This window comes from Auraticoccus cholistanensis, assembly GCF_009742705.1.
Classification (GTDB): Bacteria; Actinomycetota; Actinomycetes; order Propionibacteriales; family Propionibacteriaceae; genus Auraticoccus; species Auraticoccus cholistanensis.
In genome coordinates this window covers 668200-693240 of sequence record NZ_WPCU01000004.1, presented here as the reverse complement: position 1 = coordinate 693240, position 25041 = coordinate 668200, and the positions used below count along the sequence as shown (strand labels likewise).

At 74.2% G+C, this 25041-nt stretch carries 18 protein-coding genes and 1 pseudogene; 10 read left to right on the top strand and 9 right to left on the bottom strand.

Translation table 11 applies throughout. The annotated features are described in order from the left end of the window. Window positions 1-47 precede the first annotated feature (47 nt). On the top strand, window positions 48-656 hold the full coding sequence (locus GC722_RS05645; RefSeq protein WP_231747394.1) for a DUF4396 domain-containing protein: 609 nt from the start codon (window positions 48-50) through the stop codon (window positions 654-656). Beyond that, a complete protein-coding gene (locus tag GC722_RS18885; RefSeq protein WP_269449712.1) occupies window positions 656-790 on the top strand; it encodes a hypothetical protein in 135 nt (44 codons plus the stop codon). The genes GC722_RS05645 and GC722_RS18885 overlap by 1 nt, the downstream gene beginning before the upstream one ends. 56 nt (window positions 791-846) lie before the next feature. Here GC722_RS18885 and yicI read toward each other — a convergent pair whose 3' ends face one another. Together yicI and GC722_RS05635 are read right to left on the bottom strand one after the other, a co-directional pair. Beyond that, complete coding sequence (gene yicI, locus GC722_RS05640; protein ID WP_331714414.1) at window positions 847-3135, bottom strand: alpha-xylosidase; 2289 nt, start codon at window positions 3133-3135, stop codon at window positions 847-849. Then, window positions 3132-5135, bottom strand: coding sequence for a beta-galactosidase (locus GC722_RS05635; protein ID WP_197429837.1), 2004 nt, complete (start codon window positions 5133-5135; stop codon window positions 3132-3134). The genes yicI and GC722_RS05635 overlap by 4 nt, the downstream gene beginning before the upstream one ends. A gap of 62 nt (window positions 5136-5197) precedes the next feature. On the opposite strand from GC722_RS05635, the gene GC722_RS05630 reads away from it, so the two are divergent. Continuing rightward, the gene (locus GC722_RS05630; protein ID WP_331714413.1) at window positions 5198-6205 is read left to right on the top strand and encodes a LacI family DNA-binding transcriptional regulator; all 1008 of its coding nucleotides are present in this window, start codon (window positions 5198-5200) and stop codon (window positions 6203-6205) included. A 28-nt stretch (window positions 6206-6233) separates the two neighbouring features. On the opposite strand, the gene GC722_RS05625 is transcribed toward GC722_RS05630, so the two are convergent. Genes GC722_RS05625 through GC722_RS05615 form a run of 3 tightly spaced genes read right to left on the bottom strand, consistent with a single transcriptional unit; the run spans window position 6234 to window position 9888 of the window. Then, the gene (locus GC722_RS05625; protein ID WP_156608625.1) at window positions 6234-7226 is read right to left on the bottom strand and encodes a carbohydrate ABC transporter permease; all 993 of its coding nucleotides are present in this window, start codon (window positions 7224-7226) and stop codon (window positions 6234-6236) included. Further along, a complete protein-coding gene (locus tag GC722_RS05620; protein WP_331714412.1) occupies window positions 7223-8242 on the bottom strand; it encodes an ABC transporter permease in 1020 nt (339 codons plus the stop codon). Before GC722_RS05620 ends, GC722_RS05625 begins: the two co-directional genes overlap by 4 nt. After that, a complete protein-coding gene (locus tag GC722_RS05615) occupies window positions 8239-9888 on the bottom strand; it encodes a twin-arginine translocation signal domain-containing protein (protein ID WP_156608624.1) in 1650 nt (549 codons plus the stop codon). The genes GC722_RS05620 and GC722_RS05615 overlap by 4 nt, the downstream gene beginning before the upstream one ends. Before the next feature lie 135 nt (window positions 9889-10023). Here GC722_RS05615 and GC722_RS05610 point away from each other — a divergent pair, with 135 nt between their 5' ends. The 5 genes from GC722_RS05610 to GC722_RS05590 all read left to right on the top strand — a co-directional run bounded on the left by GC722_RS05610 (window position 10024) and on the right by GC722_RS05590 (window position 16243). Continuing rightward, on the top strand, window positions 10024-12771 hold the full coding sequence (locus GC722_RS05610; protein ID WP_197429836.1) for a glycoside hydrolase family 3 C-terminal domain-containing protein: 2748 nt from the start codon (window positions 10024-10026) through the stop codon (window positions 12769-12771). Between the two features lie 61 nt (window positions 12772-12832). After that, complete coding sequence (locus GC722_RS05605; RefSeq protein WP_197429835.1) at window positions 12833-14029, top strand: AMP-binding protein; 1197 nt, start codon at window positions 12833-12835, stop codon at window positions 14027-14029. Beyond that, window positions 14026-14922: a 1,4-dihydroxy-2-naphthoate polyprenyltransferase gene (locus tag GC722_RS05600; protein WP_156608620.1), complete on the top strand. Its 897-nt coding sequence runs from the start codon at window positions 14026-14028 to the stop codon at window positions 14920-14922. Before GC722_RS05605 ends, GC722_RS05600 begins: the two co-directional genes overlap by 4 nt. A gap of 39 nt (window positions 14923-14961) precedes the next feature. Continuing rightward, window positions 14962-15216 carry a PLD nuclease N-terminal domain-containing protein gene (locus GC722_RS05595; RefSeq protein WP_156608618.1) on the top strand — a complete coding sequence of 85 codons (255 nt, stop codon included), beginning with the start codon at window positions 14962-14964 and terminating at the stop codon, window positions 15214-15216. Between the two features lie 49 nt (window positions 15217-15265). After that, complete coding sequence (locus GC722_RS05590) at window positions 15266-16243, top strand: helix-turn-helix domain-containing protein (RefSeq protein WP_156608616.1); 978 nt, start codon at window positions 15266-15268, stop codon at window positions 16241-16243. A 156-nt stretch (window positions 16244-16399) separates the two neighbouring features. Here the strand turns inward: GC722_RS05590 and GC722_RS05585 are convergent, their stop codons facing one another. The 3 genes from GC722_RS05585 to GC722_RS17675 form a co-directional block, all read right to left on the bottom strand. Further along, a complete protein-coding gene (locus GC722_RS05585) occupies window positions 16400-18343 on the bottom strand; it encodes an alpha/beta hydrolase (protein WP_197429834.1) in 1944 nt (647 codons plus the stop codon). A 305-nt stretch (window positions 18344-18648) separates the two neighbouring features. Beyond that, entirely contained in the window at window positions 18649-20184 is a 1536-nt protein-coding gene (locus tag GC722_RS05580) for a flotillin family protein (RefSeq protein ID WP_197429833.1), read from the bottom strand. Between the two features lie 118 nt (window positions 20185-20302). Further along, window positions 20303-20980, bottom strand: a complete 678-nt coding sequence (locus GC722_RS17675) for an NfeD family protein (RefSeq protein ID WP_197429832.1) — start codon at window positions 20978-20980, stop codon at window positions 20303-20305. Window positions 20981-21248: 268 nt separating this feature from the next. On the opposite strand from GC722_RS17675, the gene GC722_RS05575 reads away from it, so the two are divergent. Together GC722_RS05575 and GC722_RS18180 are read left to right on the top strand one after the other, a co-directional pair. Further along, entirely contained in the window at window positions 21249-22442 is a 1194-nt protein-coding gene (locus GC722_RS05575; RefSeq protein ID WP_197429831.1) for an ROK family protein, read from the top strand. Between the two features lie 44 nt (window positions 22443-22486). Beyond that, a pseudogene (locus tag GC722_RS18180) lies at window positions 22487-23326 on the top strand (cutinase family protein); the annotation flags it as partial. A gap of 315 nt (window positions 23327-23641) precedes the next feature. On the opposite strand, the gene GC722_RS18175 reads toward GC722_RS18180, so the two are convergent. Further along, a complete protein-coding gene (locus GC722_RS18175; RefSeq protein ID WP_156608608.1) occupies window positions 23642-24991 on the bottom strand; it encodes an MFS transporter in 1350 nt (449 codons plus the stop codon). Window positions 24992-25041 lie beyond the last annotated feature (50 nt).

Genomic DNA, 25041 nt, shown 5'->3' with positions numbered 1-25041 from the left:
GACTCGGGGCATACCCTAGGGGGGTATCCATCGAGGAGGTTCCACGGATGAACGCACGCAACGCCATGGCCGCCAGCGCGACCCTGCACTGCCTCACCGGCTGCGCCATCGGCGAGATCACCGGGATGGTGGTCGGCACCGCGCTCGGGCTGGGCACCGCGGCCACCATCGCGCTCGCGGTCGGTCTGGCCTTCCTGTTCGGCTACACGCTCTCGACCTGGCCGCTGGTGCGGACGGGGCTGCGCTTCGGCGCCGCGCTCCGGCTCGTGCTGGCCGCCGACACCCTGTCCATCGCGGTGATGGAGGTCGTCGACAACCTGGTGATGGCGGTGGTCCCCGGCGCGATGCACGCCGGTCTGGTCAACCCGGTGTTCTGGATCGCGATGATCCTCGCCCTCGCCGCGGCCTTCGCCGCCGCCTTCCCGGTCAACCGGTACCTGATCGACCGGGGCCGGGGCCACGCGCTGACCCACCGCCACCACGCCGGGCACCACGGCCCGGACGAGCACGAGCACGCCGGGCACCAGCACCCGGACGAGCAGGGGCAGCCGGCCGACCCCGGGCACCCGGCCGACCCCGGGCACCCGGCCGACCACAGGCACCCGCACGACCACCAGCCGGACGGCCACGCCGCCCACCGACCCGAGGAGCACTGATGGACACCAAGACCCTGGCCGCCGCGCTGATCGGCTTCCTGCTGGGCGGGCTGACCGTCTCGGTCGCCGCCCAGCTGGAGGACGCCCCCGCGCCCGCCCACCAGACGGTCGACGCGCTGCGCCTCGGCGGCTGAGCGGCCGGCCCACCCGCCCACGTCCCCGCACCCCTCCGGGTGCGGGGACTCCGGGATCAGGCCGGCGGCCAGGTCAGCGTCGTGGCTGCCGCGCCCGTCGCGGAGGCCTCGGCCACCGGCTCGCCGCCCGCGCCGAGCACGACGACCCGCCAGGGCTGCTGGGTACCCCGGGCCGTCACGGTCAGCGCGCCGCCGGTGCGGGTGAGCACCCAGCGGGCGGCGTCCTCGCCGGTGGGGACGTCGACCACGGCCTGCTCGCCGTCGGCGAGCTCGCGCACCTCGAGGGTGAGGCCGTCGACGTGGTCGTAGTCGGGACGGTCGAGCACGGCCCCGCGCGGCAGCACCGCACCGGGACGGACGAACACCGGCAGCGAGTCGTTGCCGTACTGCTCGCGGTGCCAGCCCGGGCCCTGCCGCTTCTCACCGGTCAGCAGGTGGGTCCAGGTGCCGGCGGGCAGGTAGTAGTCGGCCCAGCCGTCGGCGTCGAACACCGGTGCCACCAGCACGTCGTCGCCGAGCATGTACTGGGTGTCGACGGTGACCGCGGCCTTGTCGTGCGGGTACTGCAGCACCATCGCCCGCATCATCGGCAGCCCGTCGGTCTGGGCCTCGCGGGCCAGTCGGGAGAGGTAGGGCATCAGCGACATCTTCAGCCGGGTGAAGCGGCGGGTGACGTCGACCGCCTCCTCGTCGAAGGCCCAGGGCACCCGGTAGGAGCTCGAGCCGTGCAGCCGCGAGTGCGAGGACAGCAGCCCGAAGGCCACCCACCGCTTGAACACGGTCGGGTCGGGCGTGCCCTCGAAGCCGCCGATGTCGTGCGACCAGTAGCCGAAGCCGGACAGCCCCAGCGACAGCCCGCCGCGCAGCGACTCCGCCATCGAGACGAAGGTCGACTCGCAGTCCCCGCCCCAGTGCACCGGGAACCGCTGGCCGCCGGCGGTGGCGGAGCGGGCGAAGAGCACCGCCTGGTCCTTGCCCCGCTGGCGCTCCAGCAGCTCGTGCACCGCCTGGTTGTACAGCTGGGCGTACCAGTTGTGCATCCGCTGCGGGTCCGAGCCGTCGTGCCAGCGCACCCCCTCGGTGGGGATCCGCTCGCCGAAGTCGGTCTTGAAGGCGTCGACGCCCTGGTCGAGCAGGGTCTTGAGCTTGGAGGTGTACCACTCGACCGCGTCGGGGTTGGTGAAGTCGACCAGCCCCATCCCGGCCTGCCACATGTCCCACTGCCAGACGTCGCCCTCGGTGGTGCGCAGCAGGTAGCCGTTCTCGGCCCCCTCGGCGAACAGCTCCGAGCGCTGGGCGATGTAGGGGTTGATCCAGGCCGAGACCCGCAGCCCCTTCTCCCGCAGCCGGGCCAGCATCCCCGGCGGGTCGGGGAACGTCGCCGGGTCCCAGACGAAGTCGCACCAGTGGAACTGGCGCATCCAGAAGCAGTCGAAGTGGAACACGCTCAGCGGCAGCTCGCGCTCGCGCATGCCGTCGATGAAGGAGGTGACGGTGGCCTCGTCGTACTCGGTGGTGAACGAGGTCGACAGCCACAACCCGAACGACCAGTCCGGCACGGCGGCCGGACGTCCGGTCAGCCGGGTGTAGCGGCGCAGCACGTCGGCCGGCGTGGGTCCGGCCACCACGTAGTACTGCAGGTGCTGCCCCTCGACGGAGAACTGGGTGCGTGAGACGACCTCGGTCCCCACCTCGAACCCGACCCGCTCGGGGTGGGCCACGAAGACGCCGTAGCCGCGGTCGCTGAGGTAGAAGGGGACGTTCTTGTAGGCCTGGTCCGACGAGGTGCCGCCGTCGGCGTTCCAGGTGTCGACCGACTGCCCGTTGCGGACGAAGGGCCCGAACCGCTCCCCCAGCCCGAACAGGTGCTCGCCCACCCCGATCGTCAGCTGCTCGTGCACGTGGTGGCGGCCCTCGCCGTCGGTGACCAGCCCGATGCTGCGGGGGGTGGAGCTCGTCAGCACCCGGCCGTCGGCCAGGAAGTCCATCCCCCACTCCCCGCCCAGACCCACCCGGGCGCTGAGCGGGCCGGAGGTGAAGGTCAGCGTCTGCTCGTCCTGCTCGACGCTGGTGGCGACCTCGGGGTCGGTGACCAGCTCGAACTCCGGGTGGCGCGGCCGCAGCCCGGTGAAGTGCTCGATGCGCACGCCGAGCACCCCCTCGGCCGGGGAGGTCAGCGTGACCGTCACCACCGGCCGGTTCAGGGTGTCGCCGCGGTGGCGCAGCGGCCCCGTCGGGCAGTGCAGCCGGACCCGGCCGTCGCCGACCTCGACCTGCTCCACCACCTTCGGGCGCAGCACGGTCATGCCCGGCAGCAGCTGCCAGTAGCCGTCGGTGAATCTCACAGGTCCTCCTTGGTCAGGACGCGCACGGCGTCGGGTTCGAGCTCGATCGAGCCGGCGTGGCGGGCACCGGTCAGCCGGTCGGTCATGGGCTCGGCCAGCCGGTAGCGGCGCGGGCCGTCGGCGTGGTTGAGCAGCAGCAGGTCGCCACCCCTGCGGACCACCTCGACGCCGTCGGGGTGCCCGGGGTCCGTGGCCGCGCCGGCCAGCCCCAGGCAGCGGGTGAGCACGGCGGCCAGCAGGGCGTCGTCGGGGACGCAGCCCAGGTAGGTGACCCGGCCCCGTCCCCAGCCGCGGCTGACGACCGCCGGCCCGCCGTCGGCCGGTCCGCCGGCGAAGCGCAGCCACACCTCGGCCTGCTCGGCGCGCAGCCACTCCGCCCACAGCAGCGCCCGGCCGGCGGGCAGCTCCGTGCCCGGCTCGGGGTGCAGCTCGACGGCCGCGTCGTCGGGCAGCGGCAGGTGCTCCTCGACCCGTGCGCCGAGCGGCCCGGCCAGCCCGGCCGGCACCGGCTCCTGCCAGAGCCGGGTGTGCTCGTCGACCACCCCGCTGAACGGTCCCAGCACCAGGTGGGCACCGCCCTCCACCGCCGCGGTCAGCCGCTCCCGGGTGGCGGCGTCGAGCAGGAACGCGGTCGGGGCGAGCAGCGCCCGGTAGCCAGCCAGGTCGTCCCCGCCGCCGCGCAGGTCGACCGTGGTGCCCTGCCGCCAGCAGACCTCGTACCAGCGCCGCAGCTGCTCCAGCGGACGCAGCCGGGCGCTGGGCAGACCCGCCTCGCTGTGGGCCCACCAGCTGGGCCAGTCGAAGAGGACGGCCACCTCGGCCGGCACCGCGCCGGGCAGCCGGCCGAGTGCGGCCACCTCGGCGCCCAGGGCACGGACGGCCCGGTGCTGGCGGGTGTCGGGGCCGGCGGTCGGCAGCAGCGCGGAGTGGAACCGCTCGGGTCCGTCCGCGGCCTGGCGCCACTGGAACCAGCACAGCCCGTCGGCGCCGCGGGCCAGCGCCTGGAAGGCCTCACGGCGCATCCGGGCGGGGCTCTTGGCCACGTTGTGCTCGCGCCAGCTGACGGTGCTCCAGGCCTGCTCCATCAGCATCCAGGGCCTGCCGTCGGCCAGCCCGCGCATCAGGTCGGCGGTCATCGCGCTGCCCACCACCGACGCCGGGTCGGCGGGGTCGGGGTAGGAGTCGTCGCTGACCACGTCCAGGTGGGGCGTCCAGCGGCGGTAGTCCACCCCGGCGAAGAACCCCATCGCGTTGGTGGTGATGGGGGTCGTCGGGTCGGCGGCGCGGATCAGCTCCTTCTGCTCCAGGTAGAGCTCGAGCAGCGCGTCGGAGGTCCAGCGGCGGAAGTCGAGCCGCTGGGCGGGGTTGACGACGTAGGGCGCGGCCCGCGGGGGCAGCACCTCCTCCCAGGCGGCGTAGCCCTGGCTCCACACCGCCGTCCCCCAGGCCCGGTTCAGCGTGTCGAGGTCGCCGTGGCGGCGCTGCAGCCAGCGCCGGAAGGCCTCGGCGCACAGGTCGCAGAAGCAGACCTGGCCGTACTCGTTGCCGACGTGCCACAGCGCCACCGCCGGGTGCCCGGCGCAGCGGCGGACCAGCTCGGCCACCACCGCCCGGCAGCGCTCCCGGTAGACCGGGGAGGAGGGGCAGAAGTGGTTGCGGGAGCCGTGGCTGAGCCGGACGCCGGTCTCGGTGACCGTGCGCGTCTCGGGCCAGCGCACCCCCAGCCAGGGCGGCGGCGAGGCGGTCGGGGTGGCCAGGTCGGCGTCGATCCCGTGCTCGGCGAGCAGGTCCAGCACCTCCACCAGCCAGTCCAGGGTGTACTTCCCGGGACGGGGCTCCAGGCTCGACCAGCTGAACACCCCCACGGTGGCCAGGTTGACCCCGGCGGCCACCATCAGCTCCACGTCGGTGCGCCACACCTCGCGGTCCCACTGCTCGGGGTTCCAGTCGGCGCCGAACCAGGTGCGGCCCGCCGTCCGGGCCTCCCGCGCGGCGTTCACCGACGTCCTCCGCGGCAGGAGACCCGCGCCGGGGCACCGGGTGCGCCGATAGAGTGCGGCCGGTGAGGACGAGCGCTCCCGGTGAGGGAGCCACCATCGGCGACGTCGCCCGGGCGGCCGGCGTCTCGGTGTCCACGGTGTCCTACGCGCTCAGCGGCAAGCGCCCCATCTCCGCCGCCACCCGGGCGCGGATCCAGGCGGCCGTCGAGCAGCTCGGCTACCGCCCGCACGCCGGCGCCCGGGCGCTGGCCTCGCGGCGCACCGACGTGCTGGCGCTGGTCGCCCCGCTGCGGGTGGACGTGAACGTCAGCGTCATCCTGCAGTTCGTGGCCGGGGTGGTGACCCGGGCCCGCAGCCACGACCTGGACGTGCTGCTGCTGACCAACGAGGACCCGCACAGCCTGGACCGGGTGGCGTCGGGGTCGATGGTCGACGGGGCGGTCGTGATGGACGTCGAGCGCGACGACCCGCGGCTGCCCGAGCTGGCGGCCGTGCGCCAGCCCGTGGTGCTGATCGGGCTGCCGGACGAGCCGGGCCGGCTGGGCTGCGTCGACCTCGACTTCGAGGCCGCCGGCCGCGAGGGTGTGCGGCACCTGGCCGCCGCGGGCCGTCGCCGGGTCGGGCTGGTCGGCTCTCCGCCCGCGGTGATGGCGCGGCGGACGTCCTTCGCCGAGCGGCTGCTGCGCGGCTACACCCAGGAGGCGGCCTCCCAGGACGGCGGTCCGCTGAGCACCTCGGCGACCTCGACCCGGGCCGGCGGCATGGCCGCGGTGGCCGAGCTGCTGCACCGGGCCCCCGACCTCGACGGGCTGCTGGTCCACAACGAGGGCGCGCTGGGCGGCGTGGTCGAGGGTCTGCGGCAGGCCGGGCGCGAGGACGTCGCGCTGGTGGTGGTCTCCCCGGCCGACGTGGTGCAGGCCCTGCCGGTGGACTGCACCTGGATCGAGATCCCCGCGGCCCGGATCGGCGAGATCGCCGTCGACATGGTGATCGAGCGGCTGGCCGGCCAGCCCGGCCCGGAGGTCCGGCTGGTGGCGCCGGAGCTGCGCACCCACCGCGCCGGGGCCTGAGGCGCGCGCACCCGCGCCCGCCGGGGCGTCATCCCTTGATGGCACCGAAGATGACCCCCTTGGTGAAGTGGCGCTGGACGAACGGGTAGACCAGCAGGATCGGCACCACCGCCAGCACCACCACGGCCATCTTGATCGGCAGCCCGGCCACCGCGCCGCTGACCGAGGAGGTCGGGTCGCCACCGCCCGGCAGCGCCACCCCCTGCAGCACGTAGGAGCGCAGCACCAGCTGCAGCGGCCACTTGGCGTTGTCGTTGATGTAGAGCACGGCGTTGAAGAAGGCGTTGAAGTAGCCCACGCCGTAGAACAGCGCCACCACGGCCAGCACGGCGCCGGACAGCGGGATGACGATGCGCAGCAGGATGCGCCACTCCCCCGCCCCGTCGATGCGGGCGGCGTCCAGGATGGAGCCGTCGATGCCCATGAAGAAGTTGCGCAGGATCAGCACGTTGAACGCCGACACCGCCCCGGGCAGGATCAGCGCCCAGTAGCTGTCGATGAGCCCCAGCCCGCTGACCAGCAGGTAGGTGGGGATCAGCCCGGCCCCGAAGAACATGGTGACCAGGAAGACGAACAGCAGCGGGGTGTGCAGCAGCGACCCCGGCCGGGACAGCCCGTAGGCCGCCATCACCGACACCACCATGGACAGCACCGTGCCCACCGCGGTGATGCCGACGCTGACCACCGCGGCCCGGGTGACCACGCCGCCGGAGAGGATCTGGCGGTAGGCCTCCAGGGTCAGCTCGCCGGGGACCACGACCAGCCCGCCGGTGCGGATGGTCTCGGCCTGGGTGGAGAAGCTGGTCAGCACCACGGTGTACAGCGGGAAGGCGACCGCCAGCACCACCAGCACCAGGACCAGCCCCTTCAGGGCCAGACCCAGCCGGCTCGGCGGCTCCTCCCACACCGGGCGGCCGGCCGGACGCCGGCGGCGTCGCGGCGAGGACGGGCCGACCCCGGCCCGTCGTGCGGCGGCGGTGACCGCCGCGGGGGCGGTGGACTCGCTCGTGCCGGTGCTCATCGCTGGTACACCCCTGACTCCCCGAAGACGTGTGCGAGCTTGTTGGCGCCCATCACCAGCGCGAGGCTGACCAGGCCCTTGACCAGGCCGGCGGCCGCGGCGAAGCTCCAGTCGCCGTAGACCACGCCCTGGTAGTAGACGAAGGTGTCGACGACCTCCGAGACCTCCGCACCCACCGCCTCACGCTGCAGGATCAGCTGCTCGAAGCCGACGGTGAGGGCGTCGCCCAGCCGCAGGATCAGCAGCAGGACGACCACCGGGCGCAGCGCCGGCAGGGTGATGTGCCACATCCGGCGCCAGCGCCCGGCCCCGTCGGAGGCGGCGGCCTCGTGCAGCGCCGGGTCGACGGTGCTGAGGGCGGCCAGGAAGATGATGATCCCCCAGCCGGCGTCCTTCCAGATCGACTGCATGGTGATCAGCAGCAGGAAGGTGTCGGGGTTGGTCATCAGGTCGAACCCGGAGTAGCCGTGGGCCCGCAGCGTCTGCGACACCAGGCCGGCGCCGCCCAGGATCTGCTGGAACACCGTCACCACCAGCACCCAGCTGAAGAAGTGCGGCAGGTAGACCACCGACTGCACCAGCACCCGCACCCGCGGCGAGATGACGCTGTTCAGCAGCAGCGCCAGCACGATCGGGACCGGGAAGTAGAAGACCAGCTGGAAGACCGTGATCGTCAGCGTGTTCACCACGGAGTTGAGGAACGCCGGGTTGGTGAAGACCCGGGCGAAGTTGCTGAAGCCCACCAGCGGGCTCTGCAGGAAGCCGGCGTAGGGCGAGTACTGCTGGAAGGCGGCGATGTTGCCCAGCATCGGCACGTAGGCGAACACCGCCAGCAGCGCCACCGCCGGCAGCGTCATGAGCACCAGCGAGCGGTCCCGGCGCCACCGGGTCCGCAGGGTGCGGCGCCGCTGCTGCGGGACCGGTGCGGAGCGGGCGCCCGGGCGCCGTCGCTGCGACGCGAGCTCCTCCTCGGCGCGGTCGACCTCGGCCGAGGCCTGCTCGAGGGAGGTGCTCACTGCTGGTCCAGCAGGTTCTGGTAGAAGGCGCGCAGCTCCTCACCGCCGGACGCCTTCCAGGTGGCGATGGCGTCGTCGAGGGCGCTGAGGGGCTTGCGGCCCCGCGGGATGTCGGCCTCGAGGTCGGTGAAGGGCTGGCCGATGGAGGCGTACTGGGCCGGCTCGGTGATCTGCATGCCGTACAGCGGCGGCTCCTGGGCGTGCTCGGCCACCTTCTGCATCCAGCCGCAGTACTCCTCGACGTAGCCGGGGTACTGCACCTTGGCCTCCACCACCGGCGGGTCGGCCAGGAAGATGTAGGTGGGCTGCAGCTCCTTGGGAGCCAGGTCGGTGGGCTTGGGCACCCCGCCCTCGCCGGCCTCCCAGTGCACGCCCTCGACGCCGTAGTTGATGGTCTGGAACTCCAGCGTGCCGAAAGGAGCGGCGAGCACGTCGGCGGCGGCCAGGATCTGCTCGATCATCGAGGTGTCGTCGGTCTTCTTGATGAAGGAGAACATCCCCGCGCCCGGCGACTTCCAGTACACGATCTCCCCGCCGGCGGTGGCCGGGAAGGGGTCGAAGGGGCGCTGGGAGTAGGTGGGGTTGCTGGCCAGGTTGTCGCGCAGCGCCTCGTGCCAGCCGCCGACGCCGTCGGGCATGATCAGCGAGCGGCCGGCCTGGAAGCGCTGCTTGGCCTCGCCGGTCTGACCGGCGACCGCGTCCGGGTGCACCGCGCCGGAGGCGAACAGCTTGGTCGTCCAGTCCAGGGCGGCACGGTACTGCTCGGTCTCGACCCGGTTGAGCAGCTTGCCGTCGACCAGCCCCCACTCCGGCACCACGCCGAACATCTGGGCGGCCGCGTTCCACATGTCCTCCGCACCCCAGCGGTTGCGGCTCGGGTCGGTCACCTCCTGGGCCAGCGCGAGCACGTCCTCGGCCGAGCCGACCGAGACGGTGATGCCGAGCTCCTCCATCAGGTCGTCGCGGTAGTAGATCGCGTCGCGGACGATGGAGTCGGGGTAGGGCAGGCCGTAGAGCTTGCCGTTGAAGACGCACATCTTCCAGGCGTCGGTGGGGATGTTGGCCAGGTGCGGGTACTTCTTCACCGCGTCGCCGGCCAGGTAGGGGGTCAGGTCGGCGAAGACGTTGCCGACGATCTCGGAGCCGAAGCGCGGCGGGAAGTTCCAGCCCGGGATGGACACCCAGTCCGGGACGTCGCGGGGCGAGGCCAGCACGGTGGCCAGCTTGTCGCCGTAGACGTTGCCGTCGGTGATCTGGAACTCGATCGTGTTCCCGATCAGCTCGTTGACGGCGGCGTAGTACTGGTTGCCCTCGGCGTCGGGGATGGTGCCCCACAGCGGCGTCATGGCCTTGATCGTGCGGCCGTCGCCGGGCGGGGTGGGCACGGCGCGGGTCACCGAGCTCGGCCAGGTGGTGTAGCCCGGGATCGAGCCCTTGACCGAGGGGATGTCGGGGGTGGCGTACTCCACCGGGACGTGGGTCGGCAGCACGGCCGAGCTCACCGAGGCCTCCTGCACCGGCACCGGCTCTGCCGAGCCGCACCCGCTGAGGCCGCCGACGGTGAGGGCGGAGGCTCCGACGCCCAGGGCACCGAGGAAGCCGCGACGACTGACGCCGCTCCGGACGAACGACGAGGATCCAGACATGCTCACTCCTTTGTGACGACCCGCGTCTCCGGGTCCGGACGGGCGCTCCGGGGTTGTCGTCGAAGCGCTTCGATGGTGGACTGTAACCCGCCGGCCGACACCCGGCAAGACCCTGCTCGACGAGGAGCCCCGAACGTGACCGAACCGTCTGCCCGCGTCCGCGCCGTGCTCGAGGCCCTCGACCCGGCCGGCCGGCTGCACCTGCTCCACCAGCGCGTCCCCGCCCTGGCGCAGGCTGACCTGGCCGCCTTCCACACCGGCAACGAGGCGCTGCACGGCGTCGCCTGGCTGGGCCGGGCCACCGTCTTCTGCCAGGCCGTCGGGCTCGGCGCCACCTGGGACGCCGCCCTGGTGCGCCGCGTCGGCGAGGCCGTGGGCACCGAGGCGCGCGCCATGCACAACGGCGACCCGGAGGTGGGGCTCAACGTCTGGGCGCCGGTGGTGGACCCGCTGCGCCACCCGGCCTGGGGCCGCAACGAAGAGGGCTACAGCGAGGACCCGCACCTCACCGCCGAGCTGGCCACCGCCTACGCCGCCGGCATGAAGGGCGACCACCCCCGCTGGTGGCGGGTCACCCCCACCCTCAAGCACCTGTGCGCCTACAACGTCGAGGACCACCGCGACGCCGTCTCGGTGCAGGTGCCGCCGCGGGTGCTGCACGAGTACGAGCTGCCGGCCTTCCTCGGCCCGCTCCGCGCCGGCGTGGTGGCGGCGGTGATGCCCTCCTACAACCTGGTCAACGGACGGGCGGCGCACCTGTCGGCCGACCTGCTCGACGCCGTCCGGGCGGCCTGCCCGCACCCGCTGGCCGTGGTCTCCGACGCCTACGCCCCCGGCAACGTGTTCCGGGTGCAGCGCCCCGAGCTGGACGAGGCAGAGGCGTTCGCGCTGGTGGTCCGTGCCGGGGTCGACTCGGTCACCGAGGACGACGCCCGCCCCGGGCCCACGCTGCGCCGGCTGGGCGAGGCCCTCGACCGCGGCCTGCTGGAGCAGGCCGACGTCGACCGCGCCGCGGCCCGGGTGCTGTCGCTGCGCGAGCTCACCGGCGAGCTCGACGAGGAGGACCCGTGGGCCGACCTCGGCGCCGAGCAGGTCGCCTCGGCCGAGCACGCCGCGCTGGCCCGCGAGGCCGCCACCGCGGCGGTGGTGGTGCTGAACGCCCCCGGCGGCACGCTGCCGCTGGATCCCGCCGCCCGCACCGGGGTGGTGGGACCGCTGGCCGACGAGGTGCTGACCGACTGGTACAGCGGCAGCCTGCCCTACCGGGTCTCCGTGGCCGACGCCGTCGCCGAGCTCGGCCCGCAGAACCCGCCGAGCGTCTCCGGCGACGACACCGTGCTGCTGCGGGTGGCCGGCTCTAAGCCGGCCCGCTGGCTGGGCACCGACCCGCGCTCGGCCGTCCGGGCCGTGCCGCGGGCCGCCGCGACGTCCTGGCAGCTGCGCGACTGGGGCCACGGGGTGCTCACCTTCCGGGCGCCGTCGGGGCTGCTGGGCTCCCCCGACGGCCGAGCCCTGCACGCCTCCGCGCAGCGGGTCGGCGGCTGGGAGGTGCAGGAGAGCTTCCGCGCCGAGCCGCACCCCGACGGCACGGTCTCGCTGCTGCACACCGGCACCGGACGCTGGGTGCACCTGCGCCCCGACGGGGTGGCCGAGGTCGGCGCCCGGACGGCGCAGACGGCGGCCCGCTTCGAGGTGGTGGTGCTGCGCTCCGGGCTGGACGAGGCCGCCCGGCTGGCCGAGCAGGTCGACACCGTGGTGGTGGCGCTGGGCAACGACCCGCACCTGAACGGGCGGGAGACGGCCGACCGTCCCGACCTGCGGCTGCCGCCCCGCCAGGTCGAGCTGGTCCGCACGCTGCGGGCCGGCGGCGCCCACGTGGTGGTCGTGGTCGTCTCCAGCTACCCCTACGTCCTCGACGACGACGTGGCGGAGCTGCCGCTGCTGTGGAGCAGCCACGGCGGCCAGGAGCTCGGCCACGCGGTGGTCGACGTGCTGACCGGCGCCGCCGAGCCACGTGGCCGGCTGCCGCAGCCGTGGCCCCGCCGGGCCGAGGACGCCGGCGACCGCTTCGACTACGACCTGGTGACCGCCCGGCAGACCTCGTGGTGGTCCCCGCACGCCCCCCGGTTCCCGCTGGGGCACGGGCTGCACTGGTCGGCCACCAGCTGGGCCGCGCCCGGCGTCGAGGTCGGCCCGGACGGGCTGCGGGTCCCGGTGCGGGTGGAGACGACCGGCGGGCGACCGGCACCGGAGGTGGTGCAGGTCTACGGCCGGGCGCTGGGCACCGAGGCGGCCCCGCGCCGGCTGCTCGGCCACGTCCGGGTCGACGTGGCGCCCGGGGGGTCCGCCGAGGTGACGGTGGAGGTGCCCTGGGAGCGGCTGGAGCTGTGGGACGTGACCAGCGACGGCTGGTGGCGCCCCGCCCGGCACCGGGTGGAGGTCGCCCGCTCGGCCACCGACGTGGTGGCTGCGTTCGAGGTGGAGGTGCCCGGACGCCCGCAGGGGCTGCACCGGCCCTCGGTCCGCCCGGTCCGGGCGGAGTGCTTCAGCAGCTGGTCCGGGCTGGAGCTGGTGGGCACCGGCGACCTCCGCGGCCACGCGCTCCGCGCGTCCGGGGCGGGCTCCGGCACGGTCCGCTACGACCGGCTCGACCTGACGGGGGCCCGGGCGCTGGTGCTGTGCCTGCGGCCCGGTTCGCCGCTGGTGCCCGGTCCGGCGTCGGTGAGGGCGCGGCTCGTCGACGCGCACGGCGAGGAGCGGGTCGCCGCCGCGACCGCCGAGCCGGGTGAGCTGGTGCTGGCGGTCGACGGCGGCGCGGGCCCGTACGAGCTGGTGGTGGAGCTGGCCGGGCCGCTGGAGCTGGTCGAGCTGGCCGCCCGCTGAGGCCGGCGGCGGGCGTCGGCTGCGGCGGGGGCGGAGGGGCCGGGCGGTCTAGGCTGGCCGGGTGAGCCGCCTCGTCCTGCTGCACCCGGTGGCGGCCGACGACCCGCAGCTGCCGGCCGCGCTGGCCGCGGCGCTGCGAGGCGGACGGCCGGTGGCCGTGCTGCCGGCCGAGGCAGCCGCCCGGGAGCGGTTCCTGGCCGTGCTGGCGCCCGAGGTGCCGGTCGGTGCCGACGTCGGCGTGGTGGTCGCCACCTCCGGCTCGACCGGTGAGCCGAAGGCGGTGGTGCTGCCCGTGTCGGCGCTGCAGGCGTCGGTGGCCGCGACCGCGGCACGGCTGGGCGGCCCGGGCAGCTGGACGCTGACGCTGCCGGCCTCCTCGGTGGCCGGGCTGATGGTGCTGGTGCGCGCCGTGGTCGGCGGCGGGGCGCTGCGCCGCCTCTCCTCCGACCTCTCCGACCCGGCTCTCGCCCCCGAGGGCGACGGCCCGCACTTCCTCTCCGTCGTCCCCACCCAGCTGCACCGGGTGGCCGACGACCCGGCCGCGGTGGAGCGGCTCGCCCGCTACGACACCGTGCTGGTCGGCGGCGCCGCCGCCGAGGACGGGCTGCTCGAGCGGTTCCGGGCCGGCGGCGTCCGGCTGGTCACCACCTACGGGATGAGCGAGACCTGCGGCGGCTGCGTCTACGACGGACGCCCGCTGGACGGCGTGCAGGTCTCGGTGGACCCGGCCGACCAGCGGATCACCCTCACCACGCCGACGGCCTTCGCCGGCTACCACCGCCGCCCCGAGCTGACCCGGGAGGTGCTCACCGGGCCCGGCCGGGTCCGCACCGCCGACCGCGGCCGCCTCGACGGGGGCCGGCTGACCGTGCTCGGCCGGGTCGACGACGTGGTGGTCTCCGGCGGCACCAACGTCGACCTCGCCCGGGTGGAGCGGCTGGTCCGTGCCGCGCTGGGCAGCGAGCAGGTCGCCGTCACCGCCCGGCCCGACGCGGAGTGGGGCGCCCGGGTGGTGCTGGTGCTGACCGCGGACGGCCCCGCTCCCACCCTGGCCGACGTCCGCGAGCTGCTGCGTCCCCGGGTCGAGCCGGCGGCGCTGCCGACCGAGGTGCTGCGGCTGCCGACGCTGCCGCTGCTGCCCGGCGGCAAGCTGGACCGGCTCTCGCTGCGCCGTGCCGCCGCGGACGTCCCCGCCACGACCGACCCCACCACGAGCGCCACCACGACCGGCCCCGCACTCCCGGAAGGACCTCGATGAGCAGCACCCCGACCTCCCCGGTGCCGGCCTCGGCGTGGGTGGCCGGTGCCCGTCCCCGCACCCTGCCCGCCGCGCTCGCCCCCGTGCTGGCCGGCACCGGCACCGCCCTGGCCGCCGGCTCGCCCCGCTGGGGGCTCGCCGCGCTGGCGCTGGTGGTGAGCCTGGCGCTGCAGGTCGGGGTGAACTACGCCAACGACTACTCCGACGGCATCCGCGGCACCGACGCCGACCGGGTCGGTCCGATGCGGCTGGTCGGCTCCGGCACCGCCCGCCCGGCCGCGGTGAAGCGGGCCGCGTTCGGCTGCTTCGCGGTGGCCGCCGTGGCCGGGCTCGTCCTGGTCGCGCTGTCGGGGCAGTGGTGGCTGCTGCTGGTCGGCGCCGCCTCCATCGCGGCCGCCTGGTACTACACCGGCGGCCGGCGGCCCTACGGCTACGCCGGCTGGGGCGAGGTGTTCGTCTTCGTCTTCTTCGGGCTGGTGGCGGTCTGCGGCACCACGCTGGTGCAGACCGGCGGCGTGGACGTCCCCACGGTGGCCGCGGCGGTGGCCGTCGGCGCGCTGGCCTGCGCGCTGCTGGTGGCCAACAACCTGCGCGACGTCCACGGCGACCGCGAGGTGGGCAAGCGGACGCTGGCCACGCGGCTGGGCGAGCGGGGGACCCGGCTGCTGTACCTGGGCCTGGTGCTGCTGGCGGTCGCCGGGGTGGTGGTCGTGGCGGCCACCACGACGTGGCTGGCGCTGCTGGGGCTGGGGTGCCTGGTGCTGCTGGTGCCGGCGCTGCGCGCCGTGCTCGGCGGCGCCACCGGTAGGGCCCTGGTGCCGGTGCTGCAGCGGACCGGGATGGCCGAGCTGCTGGCGGCGGTGGGGCTGTTCGCCGGGCTGGCGCTGGGCTGAACCCCGGACCGCGGCAGCGGTCGGGACTACACTTCGCCCATGGTGCGCTACCTGCCCGTCTTCATCGCGCTGGCGCTGATGGTCTACTGCATCGTGGACGTCGCCCAGACCCCCGGTGACGAGGTGCGCCGCGCGCCACGCTGGCTCTGGCTGACCGCCATCGTCATCGTCCCCGTGGTCGGACCCATCTGCTGGCTCGTGCTGGGTCGCCCCAGCGCCAGGGGCGGCGGCGGGTCGCCCAACCGTCCGCCGCGCTACCCCGACGACGACCCCGACTTCCTGCGCCGGCTCTGAGCCGCCCGCCCCGCACCCGCGCAGCACCCGCCAGGAGACGACGACACCCATGCTGGAGCCACTGGGGATCAGCACCGAGGCCGAGTCGCTGTACTCGCTGCTCGCACCCCTGGGCCAGGCCCGGCTGGACGAGCTCGGCGAGCGGGCGGGGCTGTCTCCCGCCCGGACCACCGCCGCGACCGCGGAGCTCGCCGCCCTGGGGCTGGTGGCCCCGCTGCCCGACGGGGAGCACCGGGCGCTGCCGCTGGGCATGGTGGTCACCGGGCTGCGGGAGGCCCGCCAGCACCAGCTGGACGCCGCCGTCCGCGCCGCGGAGGGGTTCGAGCAGCGCGTCACCGCCGCCCGGCTGTCGGCCGACGAGAACGGGTTCATCAGCGTGGTGGGCCGTGAGGCGATGCAGGCGGCCTCGGCCGACCTGTGCGACCGCGCCGTCCGCGAGATCTGCATCCTGGACCAGCCGCCCTACGCCACCGACGTCTCCCCCCACGAGGACGCCGCCGAGATGGAGCAGGAGTCCCCGGAGTTCCGGGCGCTGCGCCGCGGGGTCCGGATGCGGACGGTCTACCACCCGGGCTTCGACCCGCGCCGGATGGCGGTGATGCGCGAGTTCGCCGCCAACGGCGAGGAGGCGCGGATCGGCCGGGTGCCGTTGAAGATGCTGCTGATCGACGGCACCTACGCGATGATCCCGACGATGACCTCCTACACCGAGGAGGGCCCGGTCCGGGCGTCGGTGCTGAACAACCCGGCCCTGGCCGAGGCGCTGCAGTGGCTGTTCGAGCGGGCCTGGGAGGCGGCGGTCGTCGCGTTCTCCACGCCCACCTCCGAGGCCGGGGTGCAGGACCGCACCGAGCACCTGATCCAGCTGCTGATGACCGGCAGCACCGACCTGGCCATCGCCGGCCAGCTCGGGGTCAGCGAGCGGACGGTGCGCCGCTGGGTGTCGGAGCTGATGGACCAGCACGGCGTGCAGACCCGGCTGCAGCTCGGCGCCGCCCTGGTGCGGGCGGGCACCCGCGTCCCCTGAACCCGCGCCCTCCACCGGCCCGGGACGTGCGAGTGCCCCCGACCGGGGGAATCGGGGGCACTCGACTGGTGAGGGGGGCACCAGTCCGGACGACCGCGGCCGTTGCGGGACGGCTGCGGCGGGGGGTGTCCGGCTGGGGGGTGGTGCCCCCAGGTCTCAGCGGACCGGCAGCGCGGCCGCCACGGTGGCGTCCTCGGAGCCGGGGATGTCGGGGATGCCGGCCTCGCGACGGAGCTCGGCGACCATCTCGTTGGCCTCCTGCACCGACTCGGACTGCATCTTGAAGCCGCGCAGCTTGCCGTTCTTGTTCACGGTGCCGCCGACGTTGTAGGTGTAGATCTCACCCGGCAGCGGGACCCCCACGCAGGCGTTCCACTTCGACCGGGGCAGCTCGCCGTCCAGCAGCCAGGTCAGCGCCGGCTGGTCGACGCACTCGGTGCCGTAGGGGAACAGCCCGTGGCTGCCCTCGTTGTCGACCACGACGGCCTTCGAGCGGGTGAACTTGCGGATGGAGCGCTCGGCGCCCTCGTAGGCGGTGGCCGCGTCGAACTCCGACTGCAGGAAGAGCACGCCCGGCAGGTCCTTGTTCTTCAGCTCGGGGAAGCCCTCCTCCTGGGCGGGCCAGAAGGCGCACACCGGCACGGACTGGAACATCGCGGTCAGCGGCGCGTCCCGGAAGCCCTGCTCGAGCTTGGCCTCCCAGGTCTCGAGGTCGGTGGTCCACTGCCCGTCCTGGCAGCGGATGGCCTCGAAGGCGCCGGCGTCGGTGGCCAGCTGGGCCTCGGCGATCTGGCCCTCGGTGATCTGGCCCTCGCTGATCTGGCCCTCGGTGATCTGACCGTCCATGATCTGGCCGTCCAGGATCTGCCCGTCGAGGATCTGGCCGTCGATGATCTGGCCCTCGATCTGACCGTCGATCTGGCCGTCCGCGGCGTCGGCGTTGGTCACGTACTGCTGCAGCGCGTCGTCGAGCTCGGCCAGCACGGCCGCCTTGTCCTCGGCGGAGATGTCGAGGCCCTTCACGTGCTCCTCGATCTGGCCGAGGTAGTCCGGCACGGCCCGGACGGCGTCGGTGCCGTAGGGCAGCCGGAAGTCCTCGCGGACGCCGCCGGCGTTGACCTCGGCCAGCGCGGACAGCACCGCCGCGGCCTGCGGGTACAGCTCGGTGCTGTACATCGCGTTGATGACCGTGTTGAGCCCGATGATGATGTTGATGTAGTTGTCGAAGCCGCCGGCCTCCTCGAAGGCGCGACGGGCCTCCATCGCCGTGTCGCCCATGCCGTAGACGTCGTCGTGGCGGGCGATGTAGGGCATCAGCATGTCCTGCATCTGCCGGTCACGGGTGCCGGGCTGCAGGTCCCAGGTCTCCTCCAGCGTCCCCGAGGTCATGTCGGTGGCGGAGTCGAGGAGGAACCGGTCGGTCTTGGACGGGAAGGTGGCCGCGTAGCTGCCGCCCAGCCAGGTGCCGTAGGAGTAGCCGACGTAGCTCAGCTTCTTCTCACCCAGCAGGTAGCGGATGAAGTCCATGTCGAGCGTGGTCTGGCGGGTGGTGATGAACGGCGTCAGCGGGTTGCGCAGACAGCCCTCGGCGTAGTTGCGGGCGAACTCGACCTGGGTCTGGGCGGAGGCGTCGTACTCGCAGATCAGCTCGGTGCTCTCCCCCACCCCGCGGGGGTCGAAGCCGATGGTGTCGTAGACCTCGTGCACGTCGGGCGAGCGCAGCGCCATCGAGGCGCTCCAGGGCAGCCCCGAGCCGCCCGGTCCGCCCGGGTTGATCAGCATGACGCCACGGCGCCGGCTCTCGTCGGCCGCCGGCACCTTGGAGATCTCCACCTCGATGGTGTTGCCGTCCTTGGCGTGGTACCAGTCGCGCGGGACGACGACGGTGGCGCACTGCAGGCCCTCGACGGCCAGCAGGGTGCTGCGGGTGGGCTCGGCCACGTCGGGGAACTCGCAGTCCTCCCAGAGCAGCTGCTGCGTCCGCAGCGCGGCGGGGACCAGGTCCTGCACGACCGGTTCGGAGTGGACGGGGGGCTTGGCCTGGGCTGGCACGGCCAGGCCGGTGGCGCACAGCGCGCCGACCACCCCGGCTGCTGCCACGATCCTGCCGGTCCGGCGGATCGGTGACGGCAATGGAACCATGTGGACGAGGTCCTTTCTTGGGGCACGGAGTCCTGACGAACGGCCCGCCCCTGGGGGTGGGAGGGGCGGACCGTTCCCGAGATCCGGAGCGGAGACGCCGTTGTCCCGGCTCCTGTGAAAACCCAATCAGCCCTCGGGCGACCTTGCCAGGCAAAGGAGTGGCCGGAACCGGCCCTGGCCGGAACAGGACACCGCCTTGTGGAACACGCAGGGCCCCGGCACGCTGCCGGGGCCCTGCGGGTCGTGCTGGTCCAGCCGCGAGCTCAGCTGGCGGTGGTGGCGCTGTCCAGACCGGGACGCTCGGCGCGCGACCCGCGGTCGCCCTCCTCGCTGAAGCGGTCGACGATCCGGGTCAGGTCGACCCCGGTGCTGTTCTTGATCAGCTCCATCGCCTGGACGATGTTGCTGGTCACCTGCTTGGGCATCTCACCGGCGCCGTCGGTGCTGATGACGGTGAGCTTGTCGATGGAGGACATCGGCGCGGCCACCTCGCGGGCCACCTGCGGCAGCACCTCGATCAGCATCTGCAGCACGGCGGCGTCGTTGTACCGGGCGAAGGCGGCGGCCCGCTTGTCCATCGCCTCGGCCTCGGCCTGGCCCTTGGCCAGGATCGCGGCGGCCTCGGCCTCACCCTCGGCCCGGGTGGCCTCGGCCTCGGCGACACGGCGGGCCTTCTCGGCCTCACCGCGCTTGGCGCCCTCGATCGCCTCGGCCTCGGCCAGCGCCGAGCGCCGCGACTTGTCACCCTCACCGGTGAGCCGGGCCTTCTCGGCCTCGGCCTCGGCGGCGGCGATGGCGGCCTGGCGGCGGGCGTCGGCCTCGAGGATGGCCGACTGGCGGCGACCCTCGGCCTCGGTCTCCACCCGGTAGCGCTCGGCGTCGGCGGGCTTGCGGACCTCGGTGTCGAGCTGGCGGTCCTTCAGCGCCGCCTGCCGGACGGCCACCTTCTCCTGCTCGGTCAGGATGGCCTGGTCGCGGTCGGCCTGGGCCAGCGGACCGGCGGCCGCGGCCTGGGCGGCAGCGGCGTCGGTCTCGGCCTTGATCTCGGCCTGCTTCAGGTTCAGCGCGCGCTCGGAGATCGCGATCTCCTGCTCGGCGGCGAGGCGGGCCTGCTGGGCGGCCTGGGTGGCGTTGGCCTCGGCGATGGCCGCGACCTGCCCGACCCGGGCGGCCTCGGGACGTCCCAGGTCGGAGAGGTAGGTGCCGTCGTCGGTGATGTCCTGGATCTGGAAGGTGTCGAGCACCAGGCCCTGGCCGGTCAGCGAGGACTCCGACTCGTCGGCCACCCGCTGGGCGAAGGCGGCGCGGTCGCGGATGATCTGCTCCACCGACAGCGAGCCCACGATGGAGCGCAGCGAGCCGGCAAGCGTCTCCTGGGTGAAGGTCTCGATCTCCTCCTGCTGGCTCAGGAAGCGCTGCGCGGCGGCGCGGATGGAGTCCTCGTTGCCACCGACCTTGACGATGGCCACGCCGTCCAGGTTCAGCTTGACGCCCTGGCCGGAGACCGCGCCGCGGATCTGCACCATGATGCGGCGGCTGGAGAGGTCGAGGATGTGGAGCCGCTGCACGAACGGGATGACGAAGATGCCGCCGCCCATGACGACCTTCTGCCCGGACAGGTCGGTGGAGATCTCCCCGGTCTCGGGGTTCTTCACCTCCTTGCCCTTGCGCCCGGTGACGATGAAGGCCTCGTTGGGCCCGGCGACCTTGTAGCGGGTGGTGATCAGCAGGCCGATCAGCACCACCAGGACGATCAGTCCGATGATGGCGAGCAACGGCGTGCCCAGGAGATCGATCATGACTTCCTTCTCTGCGGCGCAGGCCCCAAGGACCTGCGCGCGGCGACGGAGCGGGAGGGGACGGTGGGGATCCTCTCATCTCCCGGGGTCGCCGGCCCCCGCCCGAGCCGGGGACCCGTCAGCGACGGTCCCCGTCGGGGTCCGGGTCGGCCCAGGGCGACCAGGTCGGGCCCGGCGGCGCGGTGAAGTCGGGGGCGCCCGAGGGACCGGGGGTGCCGTCCTGGGCGGCGGGCTCCGCGGCCGGTGACGGCGGGGGCGGCGGCACCTCGTCCAGGGCCACCTCGCTGGGCACCTGGGGCGCGACCGCGGTGGCCGGCTCGACCATCACCGCGGTGGCCGAGAGCACCTGGGTGATGGTGACGGTGGTGCCGGCCGGCAGCGGGGTGGCGGAGCGGGCGTTGAGCCGGGTGATGTGACCGGCGGCCACCAGGGTGATCTCGCCGAACCCGCCGGCGGGCACCGGCGTGCTGACCGAGCCGGCGCGGCCGACCAGGGAGGCCGTCCGGACGGTGGAGTCGTCGCTGCTGCGCTGCAGGAAGCGGGTCCCGAGCGCCACCAGCACGCCGATCAGCGCGCCGGCGCCGAGGCCGACCACCACGCCGACGGCCACGGACTCGCTCAGCTCGTAGGCCAGCGCCCCGGCGAAGCCGAAGGCGCCGATGAACCCGGCCAGGCCCGCCCCGGACAGCCACTCGCCGCCGATGCTGTCGAAGATCCCCTCGACCACCTCACCGGCGACCAGGGCCACCAGCAGCAGGGCCAGACCGACCACCCCGATGACGAAGAACGCGGTCATGTGTCCCCTCCTGTGGCTCGTCGCGGCAGTGTACCCACCTGCCGTGCCGGGAGGTGGTCCCCAGTTGTCCCCACGGGTTCCTGCGTTTCGTGGACGCCGTGAGGAGCGCTGCTCTACGGTGGGGACGGCTCGCCGCTCCACTCGGGGGAGGGGGCGGCGAGCCATCACCTGTCTGCTGGCCGGTCGTCGGCACCACATCTCCATGTCCCTGGCGCGGACCCACGGGTCCGCGGTGTCGGCCGTGCCCGTACGGCGCAGGAAGGCGGTCATGCGTCACATCTCCGGGGTCGTCACACCCGGACAGCTCCTCGCGATCATCATCGAGCACCCGCACCTGACCCGTGCCCAGCTGCTCGAGCTGACCGGCATCTCGCGGACCACCCTGCTCAGCCGGGTCGAGGCCCTCTTCAGCCTCGACCTGCTGGTGGAGGAGCCCAGCGGGGGCACCGGGCGCCCGGGCCGTCCGGCCGGCCAGCTGCGGGTCAAGGACGTGGAGCGCACCGTGCTGGTGGCCGACCTCGGCTCCACCCAGGCCCAGCTCGCGGTGACGACGGCGGCCGGCGAGGTGCTGGTGACCGAGGCCTACGACCACGACATCACCGACGGCCCCGACGTCGTGCTGGCCGAGGCGCTGGACCGGCTGGAGCGGATGCTCGCCGACTCCGGCCGCGGCGCGGACACCCTGTGCGGGATGGGCCTGGCCGTGCCGGGCCCGGTGTCGCCCACCACCCGGCGGGTCACCCGCAGCACCTGGCTGTCCAGCTGGAACGACGTGGACCTGACCGCCCTGGTGCAGCGGCGCTGGCCGGTCCCGCTGCTGGTCGACAACGACGCCAACGTGATGGCCGTCGGCGAGGTCGAGCTCAGCGGCTCCGACGCCCACGCGTCCGTGCTGCTCAAGGTCGGCAACGGCGTCGGTGCCGGCCTCGTGGTGGACGGGGAGCTGTACCACGGCGGCGCCTCGCTGGAGGGCGAGCTGGAGCACATCCGCGTCGACGGCTCCGACCGCGTCTGCGACTGCGGCCGGACGGGCTGCCTGTCGGCCCTGGTCAGCGGGCGCGCCCTGGCCGCCCTGCTGCGCGAGGACGGGCTCGACGCCCCCAACCCGCGGGCGGTCGCCGCCCACGTCCGCGACGGGAACGCCCTGGCGCGCCGGCTCGTGACCGAGGGCGGGGTCGCGCTCGGCCGGGCGCTGGCCACCGCGGTGGCCCTGCTGGACCCGGAGCGGGTGATGGTGGGCGGGGACCTCTCCGACACCGACGAGGTGCTCACCGACGCCATCCGCGAGGGTCTGCGGTGGGCGCTGCACACCCCCATGCACCGCGACATCGAGGTCTGGACCAGCAGCCAGGACGGCCGCTCGGCCATCCGCGGGGCGCTGCGGATGGTGCGTGCCGCGGTGTTCTCCCCCGACGCCGTGGACGCCGCCCTCGGCGAGCGGGACGCCGCCCCCGGCGGGTGAGACGCCTCCCCACGACCTTGCCCGGGCTTGCTTGACTGGCGTCGATGGCAGCCCCGCAGCACCGCGCCCGCACGGTCCTCGCCAGCGCCTTCGCGCTGGCGCTGCTCGCGCTCCCCTCGACCGCCACCGCCGAGGTCCCGCTGCTGCGCTGGCGCGAGACCGGCCCGCAGCCGTCGTCGGTGCTGGACGCCCCCTGCGCCGACCTGCTCTTCGTGGGCGCCCGCGGCTCCGGCGAGGCCACCCCCTACGGGGACACCGTCACCCGGGTCCGCGACGCCCTCGACGGCGCCGCACCGCCGGCCGGCGGCCGCACCCTGGACGTCCGCGAGGTGTGGCTGGACTTCCCCGCCGTCGACCCCCACACGCTGTCCTCGGTCGGGCTGGACCGGCTGCTGCTGGAGGAGGAGGTGCCTCCCACCGGCTACTTCCAGAGCGTCGGCATCGGCGTGCAGCAGCTGGGCCAGGTGCTCGACGACTCCGCCGCCCGCTGCCCCGGCGAGCGCTGGCTGCTCGCCGGGTTCTCCCAGGGCGCCCAGGTGGTGACCACCACGATGAGCCGCCGCGACGACGACTGGCGGCTGGCCGGCGCGGTGCTGGTCGGCGACCCCACCCTCCACCCTGGTCAGGCGGTGCGCCGGGAGGGCAGCGCACCGGAGACGTCGACGGGGCTGGTGGCCACCATGAGCTACGCCCGCGCCGCCGTCGCCGAGGCCCGCGGGAAGCCCGACGACCCGCGCGGGGTGCAGGCGATGGTGCGCTCGGTCTTCGAGATCGGCGCCGGGGAGCCCGACCCGACCCGGATGGCCGCGGCCGCCGCGGCCGACGACCTCGCGCTGACCGGCAACGGCGTCACCTTCTCCGTCTGCGACGCCGGCGACCTGGTGTGCGACGCCGGGCCCGGGCTCATCCGCGTGGCGACGGGCCAGAACGACCTGGCGCAGGAGTTCGAGCGCACCCGTCCGGTGCACGGCGGCTACCGGGCGAGCGACCTGGACCCGGTGGCGCAGGCCGTGGTCGCCGGGCTGCCCGGGCGGCTGCCGCCGCCGGAGCCGGTGCCGCCGGCGCCGGTGCTGGTGCGCGCCGACGCGGTCTGGTTCGTGGTGGCCGGCAGCTCGGCCCTGCTGGCCGGCGCGGGCGCCGGGGTGCTGTGGTGGTGGCGGCGCCGGTCGCGGCGCGAGGAGCGGGTCGGCCCGCCGGGCTCAGGCGTCGGCCTCCAGGGCGAGGTCGCGGCCGCGGGTCTCGGGCATCCGGATGGCGGTGACGAGCGTGACGGCCATGATCGCGGTCATGTACACGACCACGCCGATCCAGCCGGCGAACAGCTGCACCAGCAGCCCCGAGACGAAGGGCGCGATGCCGCCGCCGAGCACCGAGGAGAACTCGCGTCCCAGGGCCACGCCGGCGTAGCGGTGGCGCGAGCCGGACAGCTCGGCGAAGGCCGCCGCCTGCGACCCCACGGTGCCGTACGCGGCGAAGACGAAGCCCAGCACGATCACCAGCACGACCAGCGCCGGTCTGCCGGTGTCCAGCATCCAGAAGGCGGGCGCGGGTAGCACCAGCAGCACCGCGGCCACCGTGATGATCACCTGGCGCCGGCCGAAGCGGTCGGTCAGCGCACCGGTGACGAAGGCGGAGACGCAGCCGAACAGGGCCCCCACCAGCAGCGCCTGGGGCACCAGCTTGTCGTCCACCCCGACGGTGTTGATCAGGTAGCTGCCCATGAACACCTGGAAGATGTAGGAGTGGGTGTTGCCGCCGATGTTGAGCGCGAAGGTGCGCAGGAACGGCCGCAGCCCGGAGGTGAAGACGCTGGCGATCGGTGAGGGCAGGTGCTCGCGCTCGCGGGCCTGCTCCTCCTTGGCCCGCTCGAAGACGGGGGCGTCGCGGAGCTGGCGGCGCAGCAGGTAGGCGGCGAAGGTCACGAAGATGCTGGAGAAGAACACCGCCCGCCAGCCCCAGGAGAGCAGCTGGTCCTCGGGCAGCCGCTGGGCCAGGATCCACACCACCGCACCCAGCGCCGTCCCGGCCGAGGCGCCGACGAAGACCAGCGAGGCGTAGCGGCCACGGGCGTCCCGGGGCGCGACCTCGGTCAGCAGCACCACTCCCCCGGCCTGCTCCGCGCCCGCGCCGAAGCCCTGCAGCAGCCGGAGCACGACGAGCAGCGCCGGTGCCAGCAGCCCGGCCTGGTCGTAGGTGGGCAGGGCGCCGATCAGGAAGGTGGCGACACCCATCAGGAACAGGGTCGCCACCAGCACGAACTTGCGGCCCAGCCGGTCGCCGTACCGGGAGAAGAACAACCCGCCCAGCGGCCGGGCGGCGAACCCGACGGCGTAGGTGGCGAACCCGGCCAGCACCCCGACGGCCGGTGAGGCGCCGGTGAAGAAGATCTTGTTGAAGATGATCGCCGTCGCCGTGCCGTAGATGACGAAGTCGTACTGCTCCAGCGCCGTGCCCACCGTGCCGCCCCAGGCGGCGGTGTGCAGGTTGCGCCGGTCGACGGTGTTGCCGGAACCGTCGTCGAGCTGTGCCGGGGTCCGCTGCTCGCTCATCGGGTCGCCTCCTCGCGTGTCCGGGTTCCAGTCCTACACCGTCGCGGGCC

Bases quoted from the DNA above. Each gene is read 5' to 3' on its own strand.
- GC722_RS17675 (WP_197429832.1), bottom strand. From the start codon at position 20,980: ATGACCGCGTTCTTCGTCATCGGGGTGGTCGGTCTGGCCCTGCTGCTG.
- GC722_RS05615 (WP_156608624.1), bottom strand. From the start codon at position 9,888: ATGTCTGGATCCTCGTCGTTCGTCCGGAGCGGCGTCAGTCGTCGCGGC.
- GC722_RS05580 (WP_197429833.1), bottom strand. From the start codon at position 20,184: ATGATCGATCTCCTGGGCACGCCGTTGCTCGCCATCATCGGACTGATC.
- GC722_RS18885 (WP_269449712.1), top strand. From the start codon at position 656: ATGGACACCAAGACCCTGGCCGCCGCGCTGATCGGCTTCCTGCTGGGC.
- GC722_RS05590 (WP_156608616.1), top strand. From the start codon at position 15,266: ATGCTGGAGCCACTGGGGATCAGCACCGAGGCCGAGTCGCTGTACTCG.
- GC722_RS18175 (WP_156608608.1), bottom strand. From the start codon at position 24,991: ATGAGCGAGCAGCGGACCCCGGCACAGCTCGACGACGGTTCCGGCAAC.
- GC722_RS05600 (WP_156608620.1), top strand. From the start codon at position 14,026: ATGAGCAGCACCCCGACCTCCCCGGTGCCGGCCTCGGCGTGGGTGGCC.
- GC722_RS05575 (WP_197429831.1), top strand. From the start codon at position 21,249: ATGCGTCACATCTCCGGGGTCGTCACACCCGGACAGCTCCTCGCGATC.
- GC722_RS05625 (WP_156608625.1), bottom strand. From the start codon at position 7,226: ATGAGCACCGGCACGAGCGAGTCCACCGCCCCCGCGGCGGTCACCGCC.
- GC722_RS05645 (WP_231747394.1), top strand. From the start codon at position 48: ATGAACGCACGCAACGCCATGGCCGCCAGCGCGACCCTGCACTGCCTC.
- GC722_RS05595 (WP_156608618.1), top strand. From the start codon at position 14,962: ATGGTGCGCTACCTGCCCGTCTTCATCGCGCTGGCGCTGATGGTCTAC.